The sequence below is a fragment of the Legionella oakridgensis ATCC 33761 = DSM 21215 genome, assembly GCF_000512355.1.
Taxonomy (GTDB): domain Bacteria; phylum Pseudomonadota; class Gammaproteobacteria; order Legionellales; family Legionellaceae; genus Legionella_A; species Legionella_A oakridgensis.
In genome coordinates this window covers 668,302-691,409 of the sequence record NZ_CP004006.1, presented here as the reverse complement: position 1 = coordinate 691,409, position 23,108 = coordinate 668,302, and the positions used below count along the sequence as shown (strand labels likewise).

The window sequence follows — 23,108 nt, the reverse complement described above, 5'->3', positions numbered from 1 at the left end:
AATTCTGTAAAAATATGTCCAATATTATGAATGATCAAGAACAACAACGCTCTCAGATTACAAAAGTCATTAGCCTGGGAAAAGATCAAAATTATCTCACCTACGCTCAAATTAATGACTTATTACCCAACATCGTCGATACAGAGCATTTCGATGTCATCATCAGCATGCTTGAAGGCATGAATATCAAGGTATTCGAACTGCCTCCCAGTGACGATGAACTGGCACTTCTGGGTACAACAGAAGAAGCTCCGGAAGACGTTGAAGAAGCCGCTGCCGTCTTGGCTTCAGTCGACAAGGAAACCGGCCGTACCACAGATCCTGTCCGCATGTACATGCGTGAAATGGGCACTGTCGAATTGCTGACCCGCGAAGGTGAAATTCGCATTGCCAAGCGCATAGAAGAAGGTATTTATCAAGTCTTAAAATCACTTGCACACTATCCTGAAACCGTGGCTCTGGTTTTGGAAGATTATCAGCGCGTTCTTGTAGAAGAAATTCGTTTAAGCGAAATCATCAGTGGCTTTTCTGATGCCGATGATGAAGCTCCTCCATCCAGCATTGGTTCCATGCTGGATGAAAATCAAGGTGATGCTATTGTTGATGCCGATCTCATCGGAGACGACAGCGATGATGGTGATGATGGCAGTATTTCGGATGACGATGAAGGGCCAAGCATCGAACAGGCAAAATCTTATTTTGATGAATTGCAAGTCAACTTCGATAATGCCATGGTCGCTTTGAAAGAACATGGCCGCACTTCGAAAAAAACGGTGGAATTACTCGAAGTCATGTCAGACTCATTCTTGAAACTAAAATTAACGTCAAGAGAAGTTGACAAGTTAACGCGGCATTTCCGCATCCTTCGCAATGATATTCGTGAATTTGAACGCAACGTCATGCGTATTTGCATTGAAAAAGCACGTATTCCAAGAAAATTATTCATTGACACATTCCCAGGCCAAGAAACCGATGTTCAATGGTTGGACCGCATAATCGCCAAAAACGAGAAAAAACTTGATTTGTCACGCATTGAAGAATACGCCGAAGATATCAAGAAAATACAATTAAGATTGGCTGATTTTGAAAAAGAATTTGGTTTAACCATCAGTGAAATCAAAGACATTAACCGTAAAATGTCCATTGGTGAAGCCAAAGCTCGGCGTGCCAAGAAGGAAATGGTTGAGGCAAACTTACGTTTAGTGATTTCCATCGCCAAAAAATACACCAACCGTGGCCTGCAATTCCTTGACTTAATTCAGGAAGGCAATATTGGCTTGATGAAAGCCGTAGACAAATTTGAGTACCGCCGCGGTTATAAATTCTCAACGTATGCAACATGGTGGATTCGTCAGGCAATTACCCGCTCAATTGCAGATCAGGCACGCACCATCCGTATTCCAGTGCATATGATTGAAACAATCAATAAATTAAACCGAATTTCCCGGCAAATTCTGCAGGAAACAGGCCGTGAAGCCACTCCTGAAGAGCTGGCAGAAAAAATGGATCTCAGTGAAGATAAAATCCGCAAAGTGCTGAAAATTGCCAAAGAACCCATTTCCATGGAAACTCCCGTTGGCGATGATGAAGATTCTCACCTTGGTGATTTTATTGAAGACAATAACATTGAATCCCCAATTGACTGTGCAACGTCAGAAGGGCTGCGTGAAGCCACGCTTGAAATCCTGGAGACACTCACACCTCGTGAAGCCAAAGTATTGCGCATGCGTTTCGGCATTGAAATGAATACCGACCACACATTGGAAGAAGTTGGTAAACAATTCGACGTCACCCGTGAGCGAATTCGTCAAATCGAAGCCAAGGCACTGCGTAAACTACGCCACCCTTCTCGTTCAGAAAAATTACGCAGCTTCCTTGAAGGTGATGAATCCTGATAAATCACCTATTTTCTACAACGAATAGCGGCCCTGAATAAGGGCCCTATCCCACAAAAAAGTAATAAAAATGTGGAGTTCTCTTGTAATAGCGATTACAATACTTCCTTCACAAAGGGCCCATAGCTCAGTTGGTTAGAGCAGCGGACTCATAATCCGTTGGTCCTAGGTTCAAGTCCTAGTGGGCCCACCAATAAAATCAAGTAGTTACGATAGTGGCTCTTCCCCAAATCCGGGGGCACTTTACTCATCCACAAAGCACTCTAACTCTTAATCTATAATTTTCAAAATTTCTAAATCCATATGCTCTTCTCTGAATCAGTTTCATCTTTCGATGAAATCCGGCTCTTTCCCATTTAAGGGGGCAGCTTTAATCACCCGCAGAGGACCTTAACACGTACTCTATAATTTTCAAAATTTCTAAAACCATAAGCTCTTCGCTGAATGAGTTTCATTTTGCGATGAAAGCCTTCTGTTATTCCATTTGACTTACTAAATCGCCACATTCTGGCCACTTCATCTTTCCAAGCCCAAAGTGTTTTACCTAATGATGCTAATGCTTTAAAACCACTTTGCTTTAACTCAGCCAACATTTCTAAGAAAGTAGGTATTACTTTACGGCACTCATGCTGTGTTAGCGCCCTTTTCATTAATAGTGAGTGCAGTTGTTGCTGAAATTGATATATAGCCTCTATTGCAGGATTTTCAGTGAAAAACGCATCTCTTTTGACTTTCTTCTCATCACTTAAGTTATCAGGTCTTGTTCTTAATAAGGCTAAGATACCTCTATTGTTTTTAATTTCAGTGGAGAGTTCTCGACAGGTCATCATACACTGATGTTGAATTAAACGGATTACATGAAACCTATCAGCCACTATCATAGCATTAGGAAAGTACTTCTTTACTAAGGAACGGTATGTACTGCTCAAGTCCATACAAATCACTTTGACACGTTCTTTTCCAGGTAATTGCTGGAGATATTCTTTTAATTCTTGCTCACGACGGCCACGAACCACATCAAATATCTTATGTTTTCTTAGGTCACAAAAAGTAGTTGCAAACCCTTCTTTCTTACTGAAAAAATGTTCATCAATACCCAGTACCACAGGACATGGTTTATTGATTAATTCTCGATGTTGCTCTTCATAATGCCGCTGATACCAGCGCTCTATGGTCGCTTTTCCTTTCTTATAACGCTCTGATAAATCTTTTTGCGATACCCCGCGGCTATGCTCATGAAACACTGCAGCTTGAGCTCGCCAAGTAGCACGTTGATGTTTATTGATACCGGGAAACTGTTGATTACCATAGCGACAACAAGTATGACAATAAAGCTTATACGCTTTAAACCTCAATACACTTCGACGATGCCCTATTAACTCATGATGTACTGTTCTTATATACGATGATTTCTTGCGAACCTGCTTACTTTGGCAATGACTACACCGAGCTAATCGGTTATAAGTTACATCTAATAATAAGGGTTGATACCCACTCACTTTTAATATGGAAAATCCAGGTAAATTTAGGATAAGATTGTTCTTAGGCACTTTAATCTCCTTTTGATCGCTAAATCAAGGACTTAGTCTAGACTAATTTGATTACAGTGCCCCCTTAATTGGTGTAGAGCCCAATTTTGGCATTTGGAAAGTAACGTTTGACCAACGACTTGTAACTGCTGCTTAAATCAATACAGACAACTCGAACACGCTCTTTACCTTGCAAAGCTTTAAAATAGCTTTCCAAGTCACGTCCTGAACGGCCTTTAACAATATCAAATACCTTATGCTTACCTAAATCGCACAATGTGGTGATATAGCCTTGCTTCTTTGTAAATGAATGTTCATCGATACCTAACACCCTAGGGCATAAAGGGGAGGTAATGCGCTTCTCCTGTCGCTCATAACCATAATGATACCAGCGTTCTATCGTTGATTTGCCGGTATGAAAATGACGGCTTAAATCCTTTTGACTAACGCCTTGAGTATGATGATGAAACACCTCTTTACGTAAGCTCTCTGTGGCTCGCTGGTATTTACCTATACCTGGAAAACGCTGGTTAAAATAGCGCTTACACCCATAACATTGAAACTTATGCGACTTGATAATTAAATAGCTATAACGCAATCCTATCGATTCATGACGTATCTTTCGCTCAAAACTATCCTTCTTCCTTAACCGCTTTTCATTACAGTAAATGCATCGTACTACTCGGTTATAATTTACTTCAATATAAACGGGATTGTTTCCCGTCACCTTAGTTATTGAATAGCCAGGTAAATTTAGGATAATATCTTTTTTCGGCACTTTAATCCTCTTTTGATTGCGGAATCAAAGAGTTAGATTACTTTAATCCGATTAAAGTGCCCCCTTAATTGGTGTAGAGCCGCAGATTTTCAACATTGATATCTGTATTTAATTGCCTTAAAACTTGCACATCTTCATGATTTCCCCACACAGCATATACAGGAACAGAGAACCTCTTTTCACCTGAGACATATTTTGGAAAATCACCTAGCAATTGATTTTCTTTGACGATTTCTATTAATCTTTCTCGATTAGTTTGTTTATCAACTTCATATTGTCGCCAAACTGGCGAGTGGGATACTAACAAGCGTAGTTCCCTAGGGCTGAGTCGATAAATGCTCTGTTCATCATAAAACCCAAAGTCACCAGCATGAATGACCATATCAGCATTAGTTTGAGCTACAGTTGATTGATGATATCCAAATTTCCGTGAGTATCACTGATTAATAGGATTTTACGCACTTTAGGACCAGTAGTTTGAATTTTAGTCATGTTAAAAAAATCCAATTTCTTTAACATGAAAGGTATCTCATGTTAACATTTTTGCGTTTTCTTAACATGAGACCATTTATCTGAAGCTACATAACTCTAAATTAATCAATAAAAGTAGCTGGTGCAACATGGAATCGCTCGGCTAATTTCTTGATGTGAGAGAGATTCAGTTGTCGCTTCCCGTTTAATATTTCAGAAACGACACCCTGACTTCCAATTTCATTTTTAAGATCACTTTGATCTAAACCATGCTGTTCCATGAGAAATTTTAATGCATCAATGCCGCTTCCTGTTTGAAGCTGTTCATCATGATTTTCATCATACATGGTGATCATGTGGCTGATTACATCAACTAACCCCATTAACTCATGAGATTCATTGTCACCAACAATATCCAACAATTGATCAAGCATATTAGCAAGTTTCTCATATTCAGCATCATTTTGAGGGTCATGAATAATGGGTGAGATATGTTTCCAGTGTTGGATTGTCTCTTCTAAATAATTATTGTGTGCTAAAGCAGTCATACTCACTCCTTCCACTTATCTTTGTCATATTCTTGATGGGTCAAGATATGACGTATATACAATTTTTTCCGATTAAAATGGATGCTGGCTATCAAACGGAGTTTATTACCCCCAATATCAAAGACAAATAAATCACCCACTTTATCAATACTATTAAATACTGCCCTCAACTCAGCAAAACTCTTAAACTCATTCTTCTCCACAACTTTCAACCATCCAGCTAGAGCTGATGCGCATTGTGGATAAAGTGCTTTTGCTTCGGTAATTCTTCTTCTAGTTATAATATGCATTGCAAATAAACACCCTTCTTAAATCAAATTATATCTCATTTTGAGATATGTGTAAAATAGTCATTATACCTGTTCACATATCATCATGTGTTTTTTAATAAAATTGGCGACCTGCTGCATGGGTTTTCGTAACCGCTCAACATCTTTCATGATATACCCGGCTGTTACATCATTATTCATTTTATGATTAAGCAAGCGTTTTAAAGCATAAGCAGGTAAATCAAGGCTATCGGCAACAGTAGCAAACGTTCTTCTCAAGTCGTGCAAGGTAAATGGAACACCTGATAATTCCACTACCCTATTCACCGCCTTTTTAGGTTCATAGATATAACCCGTTTTACTTTCCGCTGGAAATACAAACTCACTGGTTTTATTCCTGCTCCTGCGTTCCATTAACTCATAAACAAAGTCAGACAGAGGCAATGTGTGTATTTCGTGATTTTTGGTGGTAATAGCTCAGTACCCCTCAAAAATTAGTTGAAAATTTATGAGGTTAGATTAAATTAGTGGGACTTCATAAATACGCCTAGTTTTTTCATGGATGAGAAAAAATCACCGATAAAACTACCTTCGACAATAGAAGACTGTCATCAACGCATAAAACAGCTTGTTGAGATAACAGAAGTATTAATTGTTCGAGTAGAAAAGCTGGAGCTCGAAAATCGCGAGCTTAAAGAGCGCTTAAATAATAACTCATCTAATTCCTCACTCCCTTCTTCCCAAGATTTCAAAAAGAAAAAACAGAAAAAACAAAACCGAATACGAATAAAGGTGGTGGTCAGCGAGGGCATAAAGGACACTTTCGAAAATTATTAGAGCTCAATGATATTGATGATCTTGTTGTTTGCCGTCTGCCCCCGCGTTGTATATGTGGAGGAAATATCCAGTTGAAAGAGGATTTAGTCCGGCATCAGGTTCACGAGCTTCCGAAGGTAAACCTACATGTCACGGAATATCAATTAGAAAAAGGGGTATGCAGATGCTGTGGAACAAACCAAGTAGCTGCACTTCCAGCAGGTGTAACGTGGGGAATAACAGGGCCATATTTAACGAGTTTCATGTCGCATTTGACCTCAAAATATAAGTTATCACGTCGTGAATTGCAGGAATTTTTGAAGGAACATTACGATTTCAAGATTAGCTTGGGAAGTGTATTCAATAAGCAAAAGTTGATTAATAATGCCTTGGAAAAACTTGTTGCTGAACTATTAAAAGAAATTAAACAAAGTAGCTGTGTTCATATGGATGAAACAGGGCATCGTCGAGATGGTACATCTCAATGGCTTTGGGGCATTATGTCAGCGACAACAGCTTTTTTCTCAATCGAGAAATCTCGTGGCAAGAAAGTCATTTGCGCTTTAATGGGCGATTTCAACAATATTGTTACCTCTGATCGTTATGCTGCTTATAACTATTTTGAAAGCGATAAACGTCAAACTTGTTGGGCCCATTTAAAGCGAGATTTTACAAAGCTTTCTGAAAAAAAGAGGTAGTGGTAGCCCGGATAGGTAAGGAATTACTCATCTATCAGTCGAAATTATTTGAACGATGGCATAACTTCAAGCAAGGGCATATCTCGCGTGAGGAGCTTATACGAGAAACTGGACATATTAGAACTCATGTGGGAGAGCTTTTAGAACAAGGTTCGTATGCAGATCCAAAATTAAAAATTGCCCGATTTTGCAAAAATTTATTGGAAAATTTTACAGCTTTATGGACATTTATTTTTTACGAAGGTGTTGAGCCGACTAATAATCATGCTGAGCGTTGCTTAAGGCCGGCTGTAATTTGGCGTAAAAAATATTTTGGTACCCGATCAAATTATGGGTCTGAATTCGTCGCAAGAACGATATCTTTAATCACAACTTGGAAACTGCAATCTAAGAATGCTTTTGAGACTTTATCCAAGATTGTAGAAGAGCATTTTAATGCTTCATCTTTGCAAGTAATAACTCAGGGGACCTGAGCTATTACAAAAATTGTTCTCATAAAGCCTGATTGCAAGCAACCAGGATACGCTGGCTAAGCAAACTCAGATTTGCCTGAAAGTTCTGATTTACGATACCTTGGATGGACTTTCACATGCCAAAGTGGCAGTATCATAAATAATGGAATCAAGCAGCAAATAAACAATGTGAGAAAGAAATTATCCCAGCCGTAATTTTTGATAATTGCACCCAAAGGAGCACCAGCCAAAACAGCGCCTAAACAATATGCAAAAAATCCGGCAAAGCCAGTTGCAGTCGCCGCTGCTTTTTTATGTGTTAACTCCGCACACGCCATACCAATCATCATTTGTGGTCCAAAGATAAAAAAACCAAAGAAGAAAAGAAACAACGAATCGAGAAATGGTGTATATCCCTTAGTCAATATAAATAACAACAAAGTAGCAAATACACCTGCAGTAAAGAGAACATTGATTGGATTGCGTTTACCTTGAAATATTTTATCAGAAGACCAGCCGGCAACCAGATTTCCAAAAAAACCACCAACTTCAAACCATATGACACAACTACCTGCGGTGATTAAGGAATAATCCTTCACTTCTGTTAAGTACAACATGCTCCAATCATTGATGGCTGTTCGGACAATGTAAATAAACAAATAAGAAATGGATAGTATCCAAATATATTGGTTGCTTAACACATAATTCCAAAGAATTTCTTTGACTGAGAGTTCTGTTTTTTCTTGGTGGTGATTTGATAAACCAGAAAAATCTCCCTGATATTGCTCTATCGCAGGTAAACCAAGCGACTGCGGAGTATCTCTTAAACGATTGATTAAAAAAACACCTCCTAAAATGCAGATGACCCCTGGCACAAACATGGCTGAACGCCAGCCGAAATACTGCGCGCATATAGCAACAATCAATGGAATTAATGCACCACCAACGTTATGGGATGTATTCCAAATACTCCACCAACGACCACGTTCGGATTGAGAATACCAATGTGTTAATAATTTAGTACATCCTGGCCATCCCCACCCCTGAAACCAACCATTCAATCCCCAAAAAATAGCAAATAACCACCAGGTGGATGACAGTCCAAACAAAATATTAAAAACACCTGTCAAAATTAGCCCAATCGCCATTAAATAACGAGGATTAGACTTATCGCCAAGAATTCCGCTCAAAAATTTGCTGATGCCATAACTTAAGCTCAGAATGCTCGCAATCATTCCCAGTTCAGTTTTAGTCATCCCCAAGGTACTTTGTAATGCAGGCATCGCAAAGGTAAAACTTTTTCGCGTAAAATAAAACAAAGCATAACCAATATACATTGCATAAAAGGTGCGAATACGCCAATAACGATATTGCCGTTTAACAATGGTTTTATCCTGAATTTCATTAAGATAAGGAGCAGGTTTTAGAAAACTCAAAAATGCCATCATTGTCCATATCATGATAAAAAATAAAATTAGAATGTAACTCGCACAGTATGTCAAATCTTTCTAATGAAAATAATGGCGGTATCCTACCTATTGATAATTAATTTTTTAAAAATTTAAATGGAATTCTTGTGAAATTATAAATAAGCTTCATGATTTGCATTAAAAAGGATTTGTCGAAATGAAAGAAATTGTTAGTTTACTAGAACAAAATGAAATCGATTTTGCTAATCACAAACGTCCTGAAGTCATCATGGTGTTAAGGAGAAAATTTCGTACTCAAAAAGATTGGATCATTGCTTCTTTTAACCAATATCAATTTACTGAAGCAGAATCGGAAAAAGTACAACAAGCCATTCTAAATGGGGATCTTCGAATAACCGATCTTCTAAAACGTCCGTTTTCCCACTATTTTTGGAGTTTCCTTACCTTTAAGTGGGGAGAGATACTGTCGGGTGGAAAAAGATTATCTAAGCAAGAAGTCTTACAAATTGCTACCTGCTCTAGCAATGGTCAAGAATTTACAAGGACTCCCATTCAAAATAGGAATAGATTGATAAAAGGAGTGCCATTAGTCCTAGGCAAAGTCGTCACCTCCATGGCGCTTTGTATGGTATTTTGCCTGGGATTATTAAGTACTTTAGGAGCTCCCTTTGGCATTTGTCTCGCCTTAGCGATAATACTCTCCTTATGTAACGGACTAGTTTGTTTATTAAGTCGAGGGAAAGCCATGCTTGATAGTGCTGGCTTTCAGCCTCAAAAACAAAAACGTTTAAGAACCTCGAAGAAAATATCAAAGAAAAACGATATTCGATAGAGGTCAGAAAGTATTTTTTGGTATCGTAACCTTGTTGGCTTGTATTTCTGCGGGCATTTCTGGATATTCTGGTCTCGTAGGACTTCTCACGTTTTTGGGGGTAGGTATGCTTGCCTCTAACCCTCTAGTTTTGATAGTTACGATTGGGTTATCTATAGTTGCAGCTATCTCTTTTTATTCGTTTCAAGCTATTGGTATACGTGAAAATTATACCAGATTTAAAAATCTTTTTATTGAAGATTATAAAAAACCCTATGGCCTTTTGCGATGTATCTTACTAGGAATCGTAAGTACAGTCTTTTTAGCGGTTTATGCGACGCTAACTTGGTTTACTGCTGTATCAGGGGTTAATAAGCTTTTCAATGCCTTAGGTGCGAATCCTGATACCTTCTTAGCACATGTTATCTCTATGATATGTACTTCGACAACCATGGTGGTTAACACTTTTTCACAAGTATATAAAGTCTTTAACCCGAAAACGTATGTCGATCTAAAAGAAAAATTTGAATCAATATCTCAACCACCGGAAGAATATCAAACAAAAGCACAAAAGATAAAGTATGGAGCCATCAATATACTTAAATTATGTGCTTTGATAGGTGATTCTCTTGCTTATTCTGTTGCCGGAGGAATCCGAAGCGGAATCCATGTTGGTGAAACGCTGGGAGAAACAATAGGGGCAAAACTTGCATTAACCATTACCATGGCAATATTGTCTCCGGTCATTTTAGTATTCGTATCGATAGCTTTTACTTGGCCTACCGTTTTTCATAGAAAAAAATCAGCTCAATATCCTTCACAGATGGAGAAGCCATTGATAGAAAAAATGAGTCAAAGTCATACTTCAGAGGCACTTCAAAGTAATACTCTATTACCAACATCAGAAAAATCTTCCAAACCTAATCATTCTAAAATTAGGCAAGCTGGGCTAAGATTTTTTGATGCGCGGTTGAGTGACGAGTGTATTCTTGAGCCCAATTGTGGCCCTACTTTAGAGACACCTATGGGTCTCCCTTATGAAACTTGCAGGAATTGACATAACATTTTTATAGCAATACAAAAGAATTGTTCTCGTAAATCCTGGTTGCAAGCAACCAGGCTACGCTGACTAAGGGTTAAATGAATATTGCGGTGATTCAGTTAGTTCGATGGCACTTCTGATATTATCAGTAATATGTTCACCGTGCATGAATGGTGATGGAAAGTGTGCGCTGCCAATAGTTACTTGCGTCCCAGAAATGTTCCGTTTGTCAATATTGAGAGTCTCGCCTTCTTCGGTGCCGCAAATCTTAACCTCTGCTTGACTACGAATGGGTGCATTAATTGTGACTGATCTGCCAAGAATATAAATTCTACCCTCCTCCGTTGACATTTCTGCATCAATTATAATATCTGCCTCTGTGTTACATAGAAAAATAGGACCTGTTGTTTTGACTGGCCGACTTAGCGTAATTTGCATTATTATTCTCCATTATTAAATTTTCGGGAATCGTCTTGATCCTGCAAACCCTGGTAGAATATCCTACACTCCGTAAAGCCTTCACAACCTAAACATCTAGCATCTCATCTACCCTACCAATAACCATCAAACCAAGCAAGTGAAATCCGAGAAGACGTAGCGAGCAAATCTTTTAGTACTCATATAGAAAGCGTAGCCTGGCTGCTGGCAGCCAGGATCTATTGTGGTAAACCCAAGTAAAAAACTGTATTTGGTTAACCCGATTGCAAGCAACCAGGCTGCCATGTGAATTGGCGAATAAAGCAAAAAATCTCTCGTGACCCAAATCAGAAAATTTGCTTAAAACCCAAGGTTATTCCAATAACTTGCAAGGAAATTGCCGAATAATGTCCATGATATGATGATACGATATCTTTTCGTAAGCCGATTGGAATCCCATATGGCACTTAGTATCTTCTTCAATGCTTTTTAAAGATTGATGGTTAATGCATTTGTTTAAAACACCAAAAATAACACCAGTATCATGCTCCCCTGCATAACAATGTATGAGAACATTTCCTTTAGCCATAGCAATTTTTTTAATTATTTCGGTAATTTTTCGATTGAATTTATCGAGTGATTGGTGTGAGGAATCGACCATATAATGATCAATTCGTATGTAATCCGGAACACCATTTGCTTTGAAAATGGTTGATTCTAATGGATACAGATGCTCCGCATATCCTCTCCTGCCAGAATATAAATTAATAACCGTTTTGATACCAGCTTTTGATAAGGATTGTATGCACATAGGAGAACCTGCCAAATAAGCCGAGCGGTATACTGATTTAGTATTTCCTGGAAAAAGGACTTTTATTCCTCCCAGATTATTAGTTTTCATAACAATAAAAAATAATTTGTTATCAAAACCTACCTTATCTGTTTTTTTAATTTAGAGAGATTGCCATGTACTTCATTCTCATAGGATGAAGTACATGAGTTTACTTGTTCTAATTGCAGAGTTGGATCAAAAACTTTTTCACACTGGAATTTTTCTGCAAAAACATTTTCACCCCAAAAGATGCTTATTATGAATAAAAAATACTAATCCGTATTATAGTTTTCATCTATCAATCCTTGCAGAATAAACAAGCTTAGCCTAAATGCAGTGAAACAAAATCCGGGATATGCAAAGCTCAGAACCTCGGATTGCGGCTGCGCCTACATCCGGGTACGCACTCATTTACTTTTACTTTATTAAAGCATGAGCTATTTTTCTAATTAAACATAATCTTAGAAATATACAATGTTCATGAGTTACAAACTTAATTTCAAACTAACTCATGTTCTTCAATCACCTGTTTTAATGTTGTGATTGCACCAACGCAAGAAGGAAAGCCAGCATAACCAATTAAGAAAATGATAAGTTCAATGATTTCTTCTTTTTTCCAACCCACGTTAAACATACCCTTTAAATGCGCTTTAAGCGGAAGACTGGTATTATTCTGTCCAATCAAACAGGCAACAGCAGCTAACTCACGATATTTATCATTGAAGCCCAGTCGGGTATACAGCTCGCCGATCCAAATTCAACGATGTACTTGGCAAAATCAGGGGAAATTTCAGAGAACATGTTCAATAATGACGTTGAGCTTTCCCCAATAATTTCATGGATTCTTTGTTTTCCCAGGTCCTGTTTGTTCATTAAATCGCCATCCATATTTAGTCATCACATCTAAAATATCCAATATTATAAAACGATCATGGCGTACGCAATGTGCCAATCAGGTCGCATCTTTCTAGGATAAGGTCTGTTGACATCGCTAGACTGAGCCAAAATCACATCATTTTGGCCAGGATGTTAGAATTGTCAACAGACTTTAGTTTTCATCATAGCTACGCAAAACAAGATGTGTGTTACTTCCGCCCGCGCCATAACTAGAAACACCAGCTAAATAGTGTTTTTTATTTGGGGAAAATCCTGAAATTGAGTGGCAATATATAGGGGCGAATCTTCCAACATAAAATCCGGGTTCGGAGTTTCAAAGTTAATTGAAGGAACAATTGCTTTATTTTTGAGCATAAGCACTGTTTTAATGATTGAAGCCATACCAGATACTATACCCGTATGGCCGAGATTACTGATTACCGAGCTTAGTGGAAAACGCTTTGTTCCTGTAATGTCCTTAAACGCTTTCTTAAGTGCGTATATTTCTGTTGCATCGCCTAGTTTGGTCGAGGCGCCATGCGCTGCAATATAATCAAGATCACTTGGTTCAATCCCTGCATTTTTCCAAGCGGACTGTAAGCAAGTGTATTGGCCATGAATCCCTGGTGCCATAAATCCTTCTTTTGAAGAATTGCCATCATTGTTCATAGCGGCTCCAATAATAACGGCATGGATTAGATCATTATCTGCAATGGCATCTTCAAGTCGCTTTAAAACAACCAGCCCAGCACCATTTGAGTATAAAGTGCCAGAGGCTGAAGCATCAAAAGAATGGCAATGACCGTCGGAGGAAAATAATCCGTTCTCTTCGTAAATATACCCAACTTCTTGAGGCAAATCGATTAAGCATGCCCCTGCGATTGCCATATCACATTGATAACTATTTAACTCTCGACAACTTTGTATCACAGCTGTCAATGAAGACGAGCACGCTGTATATAAATCAATGGAACTTCCTTGAAATCCAAATTGATAAGAAATATAAGGGGCGATTACTTTTGAATAATACCTTTCTATTGCTTTTTGAGTATCGATAGCTTCGTAATACGCAGATCCTAAGAAATGAGAGGCTGGTTGATTATTGGTGCCAATATAGACTGCTGTATTTTTGATTGAGCGATTTGAATTATTTCTCATGGTACTCAAAGCACGATGAGTTAAATGTGACATCACTTTGCCTTGAATGCCTAACACTTCAAAATTTTTGGCAGTACTTTCAAACGGAGGAGTATCAAATGATTCCAAGTCATCTAATATTCCTCTATATGGTTTGTAATAGGGAGCCGCGATTAATTGCTCAGAAATACCCGACCGCTGTAATTGCTCTGCAGAAAATTTACTAACAGCTTCTTTGCCAAACTTTAACAGATCCCAATATCCTTCAAGATCATTGGCTCCGGGTAATTTTACAGCCATACCTACAATAGCAACTTTATTTAAGTGGGTATTTACATTCATTATTTAAAGGCTCCATTTCTTTGGCCGCACCAACCGTGTCATAGACACTAACCAGATGGTATAAAAATAGGTAACAGCCTGAATTTACCCAGTTGTAAACAAGCTGTCATAAGATGCGTTTTGTTGCAAGCCCATCCCCGGTTGTTTTCATACAGAGAACATGTTCTATTGCTGCAACTATCTTTTAATTAAACAATAATTTTAAGTATAAGCCATTTTCTTTCATTTAATTAAATACCCGCCCAATCCAAGCCATTCTCAGGTGTTGCTTGGGTCAAATGAGACTCAAGAGTTTTTCTTTATCTATTTTGCCGTTTTCTTTTATCGGCAATGCGCTTAACCATATGTAATGCTCCGGAACCATATAATCTGGAATCCTGGTTTTTAAAAATGATTTAAGTTCAGCACGACTAAGCTCTATTTGTTTATTATTAGCAATTAAGAACGCGACTATTCTATGATCCAGAAAATCCATTTTCTGACAGACAATGACTGCATCCTGAATGTTGGGATGCTCTAATAAATGATATTGGATTTCTCCTAATTCAATACGTATACCGTGTAATTTCACCTGTTCATCTTTGCGGCCTAAAAATAATAATTCATGCTCTTTATTCCAACAGACTATATCTCCCGTACGATACATTTTTTCACCAGGCAAGTAAGGATTGTCTATAAAAGAGGCTTGAGTAAGTCCTGGATTATTTAAATAGCCTTGAGCCAACCCAATTCCGGAAATGAATAGTTCCCCGGGTTCGAAACCGGTTGAATTTAGCTGCTCATCTAACACAAAAAATTGAGTATTCTGGATAGGCTTTCCAATTGGAATAGTCCGATAACGCTTGTGCTTTTCACAAATAAAATAAGAAACATCTATTGTGGTCTCTGTGGGACCGTATAAATTGACTAATAGTGTTTCTTGATCTTGAAAAAGCTTATTAAACAGATTAACACTTCTCGCATCCAACGCCTCTCCACTTGAAAATACGTACTTTAAAGAGCTTAAGCGATTTATCGAGAAATCTTGTTTAATATAACTTAAAAATATACGTAATACAGAAGGTACAAAATGAATAACACTGAGCTGATATTGCTCAATCATATGAATAAATAACTTAATGTCATGTTCTTTTTTGGGTGGCAAAAGAACGACTCCGGCGCCCACAACAGACCACCAACAGATCTCCCACACAGAGATATCAAAACAAATGTGAGTTTTATGAAACAACACGTCATGACTTTGTAAGGGAAATGTGTTTTGCATCCATAGAATTCGATTAACTAGGGCCTGATGTGAAATCATGACTCCTTTGGGTTTGCCTGTAGTGCCTGAAGTGTACATCACATAAGCTAAATCTTGTTTTCCCCGGTGTAGGTTTAAATTATGGCATTTTTCATGACTTACATTTTCGTGAATGCTTAATACTTGCAGATTATCTTTAGCATATAGCCCAGATTTTGCTGTCAATAACGAATTATCATCAACGATTAGAAATTTGATTTGACTGTCTTCAAGGATGGTTTGGTTTCTAATGACAGGAGCCAGGGGATCTATCGGTAAATAGGCTCCTCCGGCTTTTAACACTGCAAAGATTGCCACGAGCATTTCAAAAGAGCGCATGAGTTGAATGCCAACAATTTCATTTAACGGCAACCCTTTTCTTTGCAAATATCTTGCATATTGATTGACCTGTTTATTAAAGGCATCGTACGAAATTTGACGCTCTTCCAGATAAACAGCCGTATTTTCTGGATTTTTCTTTACTTGTTCTTCGAATAAGGAGCAAATGGTTGGGTACTGATCAAAAGATTTCATTTATCAAAATACCCTCTACTCATTAATACAAAGCTTTGAAATGAGTATCTCATGCATTTGGGAAGTGCCTTCGATGATCTCCATTACTTTAGCATCTCTATAATAGCGTTCGACAGGATAAGTTTCATCAAAACCAGCTGCACCCAATATTTGCAATGCATGATTAGAGACAAAAACAACCATTTTTGAAGCAACGTATTTTGCTACTAATGTTTCAGCAATGTATGTCGGATTTTTTTGTTGTCTAAGTACCCCTGCATAAAAACACAATTCTCGGGCAGCTTTAACTTGTACAATCATTTCAGCCATCATTTTTTGAATTAACTGATGTCCATCCAATGTACGATCGAATTGTTTTCTTTCTTGAGCGTAGCTACGGGCCGCATCCAGACATGCTTGCCCCAACCCAACACATCCATAGGCCGTTGTATAGCGTCCTTCATCTAAAGCAGTTTGAGCAACATAGGCGAAGCCCATACCAATACTACCTAATAGATTTGTTTTAGGGATGCGACAATTATCAAAAAAAATTTCTGCCAACATATTAGAACGTAAACCTAAAAAATTAGGCATTGGTGAAATAGTGACGCCAGGCGTGTCCTTTTCGACTAAAACCACCGTGAGTTGTCCTTGGCAGTTTGCTAACACTAAAAACAAATCAGCCAGTTGCCCTAACGTGATGTATTTTTTACTCCCCTTTAGAATAAACTCATCATCGTTATCCAACAACTGCGTTTCAACATGTTCCAAATCGCTTCCAACATTAGATTCAGTTAATGCTAATGCAGCTAAAATTGTCCCTGATGCCATTTTGGGTAACCAGGTTTGCTTCTGAACTTCTGAACCAAACTGTATGAATGCCTTACTCACCATGCCCAATACTGTTAAAATATTTGCCAAAGAACAAAGCTCTTTCGCAAACGACTCATGCATGATACCAATGGTCAATTCATCCCATTGTTGCCCACCAAGCCGTTTAGGAATGCAAGCGCCTAAAAAACCATGTTGGGCTAATGTATAAAAAAATCTCGCGGAATAGCTTGTTCTTTATCAAAAATTTTCGCATAGGGGTGAAGGTAATTTTCTATAAATTGGTTAAAAATTTGCTGTTGCTTTAGGTATCGAGGTTGATAATTGGGCAAAATTCCTCTCCTTAGGATCTGTTACAATTCTACCATCTTGGCCAAAATAGTAAGTTGTAACAACCCCTATTCATATTGATAAAATCCTTTTTTGTTTTTTGTCCAAGAAGCCCTGCATCGACCATGTTTTTTAATAACCAACAGGGCCGATATTTAGGATCGCTTAGCTCTGAATATATTGATTCTAAAGAATAAAGAACAGTATCCAAACCAATTAAATCTGCAGTATGCAGTGGCCCCATTTTATGCCCAAAACATTGTTTAAATAAAACATCAATGTCTTCGATTGATGCAATGTTTTCCTGTACCATAAAAATGGCTTCATTAATAAAAATCATCATTGCCCGATTACTTACAAAACCAACGGAGTCCTTTACAACGATCATTTTTTTATGGACTTGCTCAAGTAATGTCCTGGTTTTTTCTATTGTCAATTCGTCAGTGTGATATCCCTTAATCACCTCCACCATAGGCATTTGTGGTGCTGGATTCATAAAGTGTACCCCTATAACGCGTTGAGGATACTCAACAAGCGATGCTATTTTAGTAATAGATATCGAAGAAGTATTTACCCCCAAAATACAGGTTGCGCTACATTGTTCATTTAATACCTGATATAACGCTTTTTTCTGTTCCCAATTTTCAGGAATATTTTCAATAATGTATTTAGAGCGCTTAAGTTCATCTAGTTTTGTTGTAAAAGAAATTGATGCCAATATTGTTTCAATAGAATGTTTGGATGATAAATGCTGGGTTAATAGCAGATAGTGTAAATTTTTAGCTATAGAAGTTTTTGCTTTATCTAGTTGCGATTGGAGGTTATCAATTAAAGTGACATAAAATCCACATTGCGCGAAAAGTTGTGCAATGCCTGAACCCATTGTCCCTGCACCAAGAATAGTAAGTTTTTTTGTCTCATGCCGTGTGTCCATTCTGTATGCATTATTCAACCAAACTTTACCATACAGTTACCTGAATTAGATTATAATTTACTAGAAATAAAGCCGGCGATAGCATCGATACTCGTTAACCGCTTTGGATCAAATTCACCGACCTCAAGATCAATTTTGTATTTCTTCTCGATAAAAACTAATAATTGAATGAAAAATAAAGAGTGCATTGCGCCCGTATCAAAAATATTATCCGAATAACCAATATCCTTAATTCTAAAAGAATTGAGTAAAAATAGTTTTACTTCTTTTTTAATGTGCTTAATTTCCATCAGATCTTCCCGTTTGATAAGGGTCATCTTATTATCTTAAAAAAAGCAGTTGGCTTCTACTACGAATGTCGACTGGGTTTCAATATTAAAACAATGGCGTAAAAATCTAGCGTATGCTTGCTAATGGAGTACCTGCACAATTGATTGCCTCTCCACCTTTATAAATGATAGCTAGTATGTCTTTTTAAGCTATGGTATTGTGAGGAAATTTTTTAAGTGAGGCATTTTAATAGATGCTCACGGCTGTCTCTTGTTATTAAAAAATAGGTTAACTTAGAAAATAGAAAACCATCACGGTTCGTTTTACTTACGAATGAGATACATAAAACATATTTCAGGCAAGCAAGACGTAGCCCAGCTGCTCGCAGCCGTGGATCCGTTGAGAATGCAGTTTAACGGCTACGCTTGCTAGACTTCGGTGCAACAGGCACCACATAGACATTGACCTTGGTATCTATTCATTTCGATTATCCTGTGAGTGGAAACCCTGGTTGCAGGCAACCAGGCTATAATGTTAGCTCTTTTATGGCCGCATGCCTATTCCTGAACGTAATGTTGGAATTATTGGCAGTACAGGATCCACATCGTCAGGCATTTGAGCTCGTTTAATATCAGTAATGATTTCTTTTACTTGACCACACATGCCGTCAATTTCTTCTGCAAACTCTGCAGTAAGCAGATTTGGATTATATTTAGGCATTTTCCCTCTTGTAATAAATTGCCTATACATTCCAGCAAGTTCATCCAGAAAAGCACGACAACCTGGAGATTTGTTGTTTTTTGCCAAACGAAGCATTCTTATCATTTTCTGTTCATCAGCTTCCTCATATGGAATTTCTTGCTCACTGGCAACGTGTTTCATGAGAGCAAGCAATCTTACCTCCATGTCATCTTTTGAGACCCTGGGATCTTTCACCATCTCAATTAAGCCAAATGAACTGGCGAGTGCTTTCATCGTGGAATTTTTCATCACTGCGTTCATATTCCACATGTCTGCATAAACAACAGTCTGCTGAATCAATGCTAAACCAGAAAGGAGAAAAGCCATCTTATGGATATACGCGTGAGTTCCACGGATTGATTCTCGTTTCGGTGAGAGCAACGATGAGAACTCATTGGGTTCCCGAGGTTCTCTCAACACCGTAAATAAGGGATTCCATAAGCGCTCATTCACACTATGTCTATAAAATTCCTCATGCACCTTCGTATGAAGGCGAAGTAAAGGAAGCATTTCTTGACCCAGCTGACTAAGCTCTTTTTGTAACCCGTACAATCCTGCTTGCCTCTGGGAAGCTTCTGGTAAAAACCCCTTGGAGAAATAAATCCATAGTTGATCTCCAAGACGTTTATTCATGATTTCTGCAATTCTATGATTACCAGCAAAGGTATTTTCCATGATCTCTGTCAATGCCCTCTCGTTAGATTCACTTAACGGTTTTCCCTTGCTTGCCAGTAATGTGTTAAACAGACTTACAATATAAGATACTGCCTCTTTTGGGTCGGTGATATTTGCTGTTTCTAAAGTGGTCATAATTTTTTGTTTCTGTTCCTGCAACTCTTGTGGAGACAGGCCAGCACCATATTGCTGACAAAATATCCCCATTGCTGCAGCAGTATAAAAAATCCGTTGGTATTTTCCATGCCAGTCTACCAAACGGCCTCTATCAAGGTAAAAGGTTTCAGGGACAGCGTGTAAATCAAAATTTCCTGGTTTTTGTAATAAGCCAAGACAAATGGCATGCGTTGTATAAGTCGCTATGTATTGGGAGCATAAAATAGATGTGTCAAGACGGTGATTTGTCGGTGTTTTTACTATTGAGTCGACCCAAGCCAAAACAGATGCTAGATTAAACTGATTTTTTGCCAGACGTTCCTGGAACTTACGTCGTTCAAATTCTACGATATTATGAGCGACTAGCCCACGAGCCCGATTAATATGGAAATTAGTGATCTCGAGGCTGATTTGTGAAAACTTATGATAGTAAAAATCAAGAGTCTGCTTCAAGAGTCGATCAACACTCTCCCCTGAACTAATTCTTCTGTCAAGTTGGTTTTGAAAGGCAACCGTTTCTGGCACATGTTCAGGAGACTCTAACTCTTTAATTCTTTCCATGAGAGCATACATAATTTGGTAAAGCCCTCGTTCTAACCCCGCTGCCTCAATTTGGTCAGTAAGTGCCTTTCGACCAAATTCTTCTCGTAACTGCATGATGCGAATTCTATTACGAGGTGTGAAAAGAGCAATCTGCTCACGGATCTCGGCTAACACCTCTAACATAGGTTCCAAATTAAGTGGTTCTGCGGTTACTGCTGTTATCGCTGCATCAATATCATTCCTTGGATGAATCATGCACGCCCCAGGTGGGAGCGTAAACTCTGGATTCAATGCTAACTCATGCAGTAAAACCTCCGCAGGAGCGGTCACCCATTTGTTTGCTTCAAGCGCAGCCCGTAGTCCTTGCAAATCATGCTCGAGCATGAGAATCCCTTCTTCTCCAAGAAGTTCCTCAACCTTCCCACGTAATGTTTCTTGCTGACTGCCAAACCCTTCGTACATTTCAAGCTGCCTTGGATCAGGGCTTGAGAAAATTGCAAAACGCTTTGCCTCTATTCGTAAATATTGGGCAATGCAAATTTTGGCAAGTTTGAAACGATTATCAGCTTCCCATTTAGAAAATGTCTCGTAATAGGCGACCTGCGCATAATGAAACGCTTCTAAATAGGCTCGTCCCTCAGTCATAAAAGTATGATCATTTTCTATAGTTTCTCGAGACTGGTGCAGTTGATAATGCTCCATGGCCGCAAATACTTGATCAGAAGAAGGAGTTTCCCTGGCTATTGGAGAATCAACTTTATGAGGCCTCTTGTCCATATAGGTCTCGCCCATAAATTTGCATAGTCTTTCAAATGACTTGAGCATTTCATCAGCGTGAGTTAACAAAAGCGCGTCAATTTCGGTAGGCGATTCAAATATATGATCGGATTTTGTGGCGATGAGATAAGCTGAAAGAAAAACGCGCTCAGGTCGGGGCAAATCAGGGCAGCGACCGCGCTCAGGTATAATCAGATCTTTAGCTTGCTCCAAGTGCGCCAGAAGCTTGTGTGTGATAGCCAGAGTATTTCTATCGAGAATAAATGCTTCTAAATCAGAAAAAGATTTGCTATCGGCTTTTTGACGTGAAACGACATGCTGGAAGTATTGAGAGGATTCTTTTGCAGTTTGCCTTAAATAGGCTTGCTTCCACCATTCCTGAAGTACTCGCGCAGCTTGCACAAGTTCCTCGTGTATTTCCATCCCACTCAACTCGGGACACGATAAGGACCTCTTGAAAAACGATGCGTTACCCAAAGCATGTAAGCCCATTGCACACCTCGCTTTATTCTTTCCATGTAACTAAATGGTATAAAACAAAATCTTATATTTCGTCAATAAATTTTTTTTTCTCTCGACTTCTGGTATAGATAAATAGCATGTGCTAATGTTATCTAGCCATAGCCTAAGTTTCACTTTTTGTTCGAGCCATCACGCTCATTACGACAATCCGTGGAGATTTTCACATGAAAAAAACAGCTTCTTTGCTCGCTGGCTTATTATCAGCAGCTATTATAATGCCAGCACATGCAGAAACTGCGATTATTAAAACCTCCGAAGGCAGCATTACCTGTGAATTATTTACGAAAGAAGCCCCCAATACCGTTGCAAATTTCGTGGGCTTGGCAACTGGAACAAAAGAATTTAAAGATCCAAAGACAGGTGACTTGGTTAAACGCCCTTTTTATAACGGATTGACATTTCATCGTGTGATTCCCGGGTTTATGATTCAAGGTGGCGACCCACTTGGAAACGGAACCGGCGGACCAGGATACACATTCGATAATGAAAATACAAATGCAAGTTTTAGCAAACCCGGTGTGCTTGCAATGGCCAATGCTGGGCCAAACACAAATGGCAGTCAATTTTTTATTACCGTGGCGCCAACCCCTAGCTTAAAAGGCAGCTACAATGTTTTTGGCCAAGTCATTTCCGGCCAAGATGTTGCGGATAAAATTAGTAATGTACCTACAGATCCGCAAGATAAACCAATTACACCCGTGGTTATTGAAAGTATTACTATTCAAGAATAATGCTCAATATGTATGCTATAGATCTTGGTGGGCAAGCAGCCGAGCGGCTTGTTGCCTTCTAATGATCAGATTTTCTACTTGAAATCTTGGTTAAATAGGGCGAAGATTTAAAAAATATTCTTACGCGAACCATATGAATTTATACGCTGCTGCGATTGAGGTCATTTCAGTCAAAGAACAGGTTGCCCAGACAACTTCTCCCTATTTTATGTCCGTATTTTTAGCCGTCCAAATTCTATGCCTAATGATTGGCATTGTTTTTCTTTTTATTGCATTTTATATACTTCGTTCAAGGAAAAAAGAGCAAAGACGTATTCAAGATCAATTTTTATTTTATTTAATTCTGGGACTTTTTTTCATTTTTTCCCTTTTTACTCGAATATTTTGGCTAATCCCCCAGAAAATGTTGTGGGGGATTAACGCATTTCCCAATATTGACTTAGAGCTTGCTGCCGAGAAA

Annotated in this window: 19 protein-coding genes, 1 tRNA gene and 4 pseudogenes; 7 read left to right on the top strand and 17 right to left on the bottom strand. The window is 38.5% G+C overall.

Annotation, left to right across the window (positions count from 1 at the left end):
- Positions 1–26 precede the first annotated feature (26 nt).
- Positions 27–1,895, top strand: coding sequence for an RNA polymerase sigma factor RpoD (gene rpoD, locus LOA_RS03430; protein ID WP_025385149.1), 1,869 nt, complete (start codon positions 27–29; stop codon positions 1,893–1,895).
- A 116-nt stretch (positions 1,896–2,011) separates the two neighbouring features.
- A tRNA-Ile gene (locus LOA_RS03425) sits at positions 2,012–2,088 on the top strand.
- A gap of 54 nt (positions 2,089–2,142) precedes the next feature.
- Here LOA_RS03425 and LOA_RS16155 read toward each other — a convergent pair.
- From LOA_RS16155 to LOA_RS03395, 7 genes and pseudogenes are all read right to left on the bottom strand, one after another.
- Positions 2,143–2,238: pseudogene (locus tag LOA_RS16155) on the bottom strand (transposase); the annotation flags it as partial.
- A 31-nt stretch (positions 2,239–2,269) separates the two neighbouring features.
- Positions 2,270–3,445, bottom strand: coding sequence for an ISL3 family transposase (locus LOA_RS03420; protein WP_025385061.1), 1,176 nt, complete (start codon positions 3,443–3,445; stop codon positions 2,270–2,272).
- An 82-nt stretch (positions 3,446–3,527) separates the two neighbouring features.
- A pseudogene (locus tag LOA_RS03415) lies at positions 3,528–4,202 on the bottom strand (transposase); the annotation flags it as partial.
- Between the two features lie 64 nt (positions 4,203–4,266).
- The gene (locus LOA_RS03410) at positions 4,267–4,584 is read right to left on the bottom strand and encodes a hypothetical protein (RefSeq protein ID WP_025385148.1); all 318 of its coding nucleotides are present in this window, start codon (positions 4,582–4,584) and stop codon (positions 4,267–4,269) included.
- 211 nt (positions 4,585–4,795) lie between these two features.
- The gene (locus LOA_RS03405; RefSeq protein ID WP_025385147.1) at positions 4,796–5,221 is read right to left on the bottom strand and encodes a helix-turn-helix domain-containing protein; all 426 of its coding nucleotides are present in this window, start codon (positions 5,219–5,221) and stop codon (positions 4,796–4,798) included.
- A gap of 2 nt (positions 5,222–5,223) precedes the next feature.
- On the bottom strand, positions 5,224–5,511 hold the full coding sequence (locus LOA_RS03400) for a type II toxin-antitoxin system HigB family toxin (RefSeq protein ID WP_025385146.1): 288 nt from the start codon (positions 5,509–5,511) through the stop codon (positions 5,224–5,226).
- A gap of 63 nt (positions 5,512–5,574) precedes the next feature.
- Positions 5,575–5,958 (bottom strand): annotated as a pseudogene (locus LOA_RS03395) (tyrosine-type recombinase/integrase); the annotation flags it as partial.
- A 90-nt stretch (positions 5,959–6,048) separates the two neighbouring features.
- Between LOA_RS03395 and LOA_RS03390 the strand changes: the two are divergent.
- The 3 genes from LOA_RS03390 to LOA_RS15725 are packed head-to-tail and all read left to right on the top strand — an operon-like array spanning position 6,049 to position 7,477.
- Positions 6,049–6,327, top strand: a complete 279-nt coding sequence (locus LOA_RS03390; protein ID WP_025385144.1) for a DUF6444 domain-containing protein — start codon at positions 6,049–6,051, stop codon at positions 6,325–6,327.
- Positions 6,328–6,338: 11 nt separating this feature from the next.
- Positions 6,339–7,004 carry an IS66 family transposase gene (locus tag LOA_RS15730; RefSeq protein WP_274544674.1) on the top strand — a complete coding sequence of 222 codons (666 nt, stop codon included), beginning with the start codon at positions 6,339–6,341 and terminating at the stop codon, positions 7,002–7,004.
- Positions 7,004–7,477 (top strand): IS66 family transposase, encoded by a 474-nt coding sequence (locus tag LOA_RS15725; protein ID WP_025385142.1) that lies wholly within the window; start codon positions 7,004–7,006, stop codon positions 7,475–7,477. Before LOA_RS15730 ends, LOA_RS15725 begins: the two co-directional genes overlap by 1 nt.
- Positions 7,478–7,533: 56 nt before the next feature.
- Here LOA_RS15725 and pgtP read toward each other — a convergent pair whose 3' ends face one another.
- Positions 7,534–8,901 carry a phosphoglycerate transporter protein PgtP gene (pgtP, locus tag LOA_RS03375; protein WP_025385141.1) on the bottom strand — a complete coding sequence of 456 codons (1,368 nt, stop codon included), beginning with the start codon at positions 8,899–8,901 and terminating at the stop codon, positions 7,534–7,536.
- A gap of 181 nt (positions 8,902–9,082) precedes the next feature.
- Here pgtP and LOA_RS03370 point away from each other — a divergent pair.
- Positions 9,083–10,754 (top strand): annotated as a pseudogene (locus LOA_RS03370) (hypothetical protein).
- A gap of 72 nt (positions 10,755–10,826) precedes the next feature.
- Here LOA_RS03370 and LOA_RS03365 read toward each other — a convergent pair.
- From LOA_RS03365 to LOA_RS14105, 9 genes are all read right to left on the bottom strand, one after another.
- Complete coding sequence (locus LOA_RS03365; RefSeq protein ID WP_158423014.1) at positions 10,827–11,090, bottom strand: hypothetical protein; 264 nt, start codon at positions 11,088–11,090, stop codon at positions 10,827–10,829.
- A gap of 439 nt (positions 11,091–11,529) precedes the next feature.
- Positions 11,530–12,057: a tyrosine-protein phosphatase gene (locus tag LOA_RS03360; RefSeq protein ID WP_025385139.1), complete on the bottom strand. Its 528-nt coding sequence runs from the start codon at positions 12,055–12,057 to the stop codon at positions 11,530–11,532.
- A 430-nt stretch (positions 12,058–12,487) separates the two neighbouring features.
- A complete protein-coding gene (locus tag LOA_RS03355; RefSeq protein ID WP_274518097.1) occupies positions 12,488–12,718 on the bottom strand; it encodes a carboxymuconolactone decarboxylase family protein in 231 nt (76 codons plus the stop codon).
- Between the two features lie 389 nt (positions 12,719–13,107).
- Positions 13,108–14,343: a beta-ketoacyl synthase N-terminal-like domain-containing protein gene (locus LOA_RS03345; protein WP_238551315.1), complete on the bottom strand. Its 1,236-nt coding sequence runs from the start codon at positions 14,341–14,343 to the stop codon at positions 13,108–13,110.
- A gap of 274 nt (positions 14,344–14,617) precedes the next feature.
- The gene (locus LOA_RS03340; protein WP_025385136.1) at positions 14,618–16,159 is read right to left on the bottom strand and encodes an amino acid adenylation domain-containing protein; all 1,542 of its coding nucleotides are present in this window, start codon (positions 16,157–16,159) and stop codon (positions 14,618–14,620) included.
- Between the two features lie 15 nt (positions 16,160–16,174).
- Positions 16,175–17,143 (bottom strand): acyl-CoA dehydrogenase family protein, encoded by a 969-nt coding sequence (locus LOA_RS03335; RefSeq protein WP_238551365.1) that lies wholly within the window; start codon positions 17,141–17,143, stop codon positions 16,175–16,177.
- A 187-nt stretch (positions 17,144–17,330) separates the two neighbouring features.
- Positions 17,331–18,233 carry a 3-hydroxyacyl-CoA dehydrogenase family protein gene (locus LOA_RS03330; RefSeq protein ID WP_025385135.1) on the bottom strand — a complete coding sequence of 301 codons (903 nt, stop codon included), beginning with the start codon at positions 18,231–18,233 and terminating at the stop codon, positions 17,331–17,333.
- Positions 18,234–18,283: 50 nt separating this feature from the next.
- Positions 18,284–18,550, bottom strand: coding sequence for an acyl carrier protein (locus LOA_RS03325; protein WP_237758096.1), 267 nt, complete (start codon positions 18,548–18,550; stop codon positions 18,284–18,286).
- Between the two features lie 496 nt (positions 18,551–19,046).
- Positions 19,047–21,818, bottom strand: a complete 2,772-nt coding sequence (locus tag LOA_RS14105; protein WP_118996618.1) for a TCP11-related protein — start codon at positions 21,816–21,818, stop codon at positions 19,047–19,049.
- A gap of 263 nt (positions 21,819–22,081) precedes the next feature.
- Between LOA_RS14105 and LOA_RS03305 the strand changes: the two genes are divergently transcribed.
- Complete coding sequence (locus tag LOA_RS03305) at positions 22,082–22,648, top strand: peptidylprolyl isomerase (protein ID WP_025385133.1); 567 nt, start codon at positions 22,082–22,084, stop codon at positions 22,646–22,648.
- Positions 22,649–23,108 lie beyond the last annotated feature (460 nt).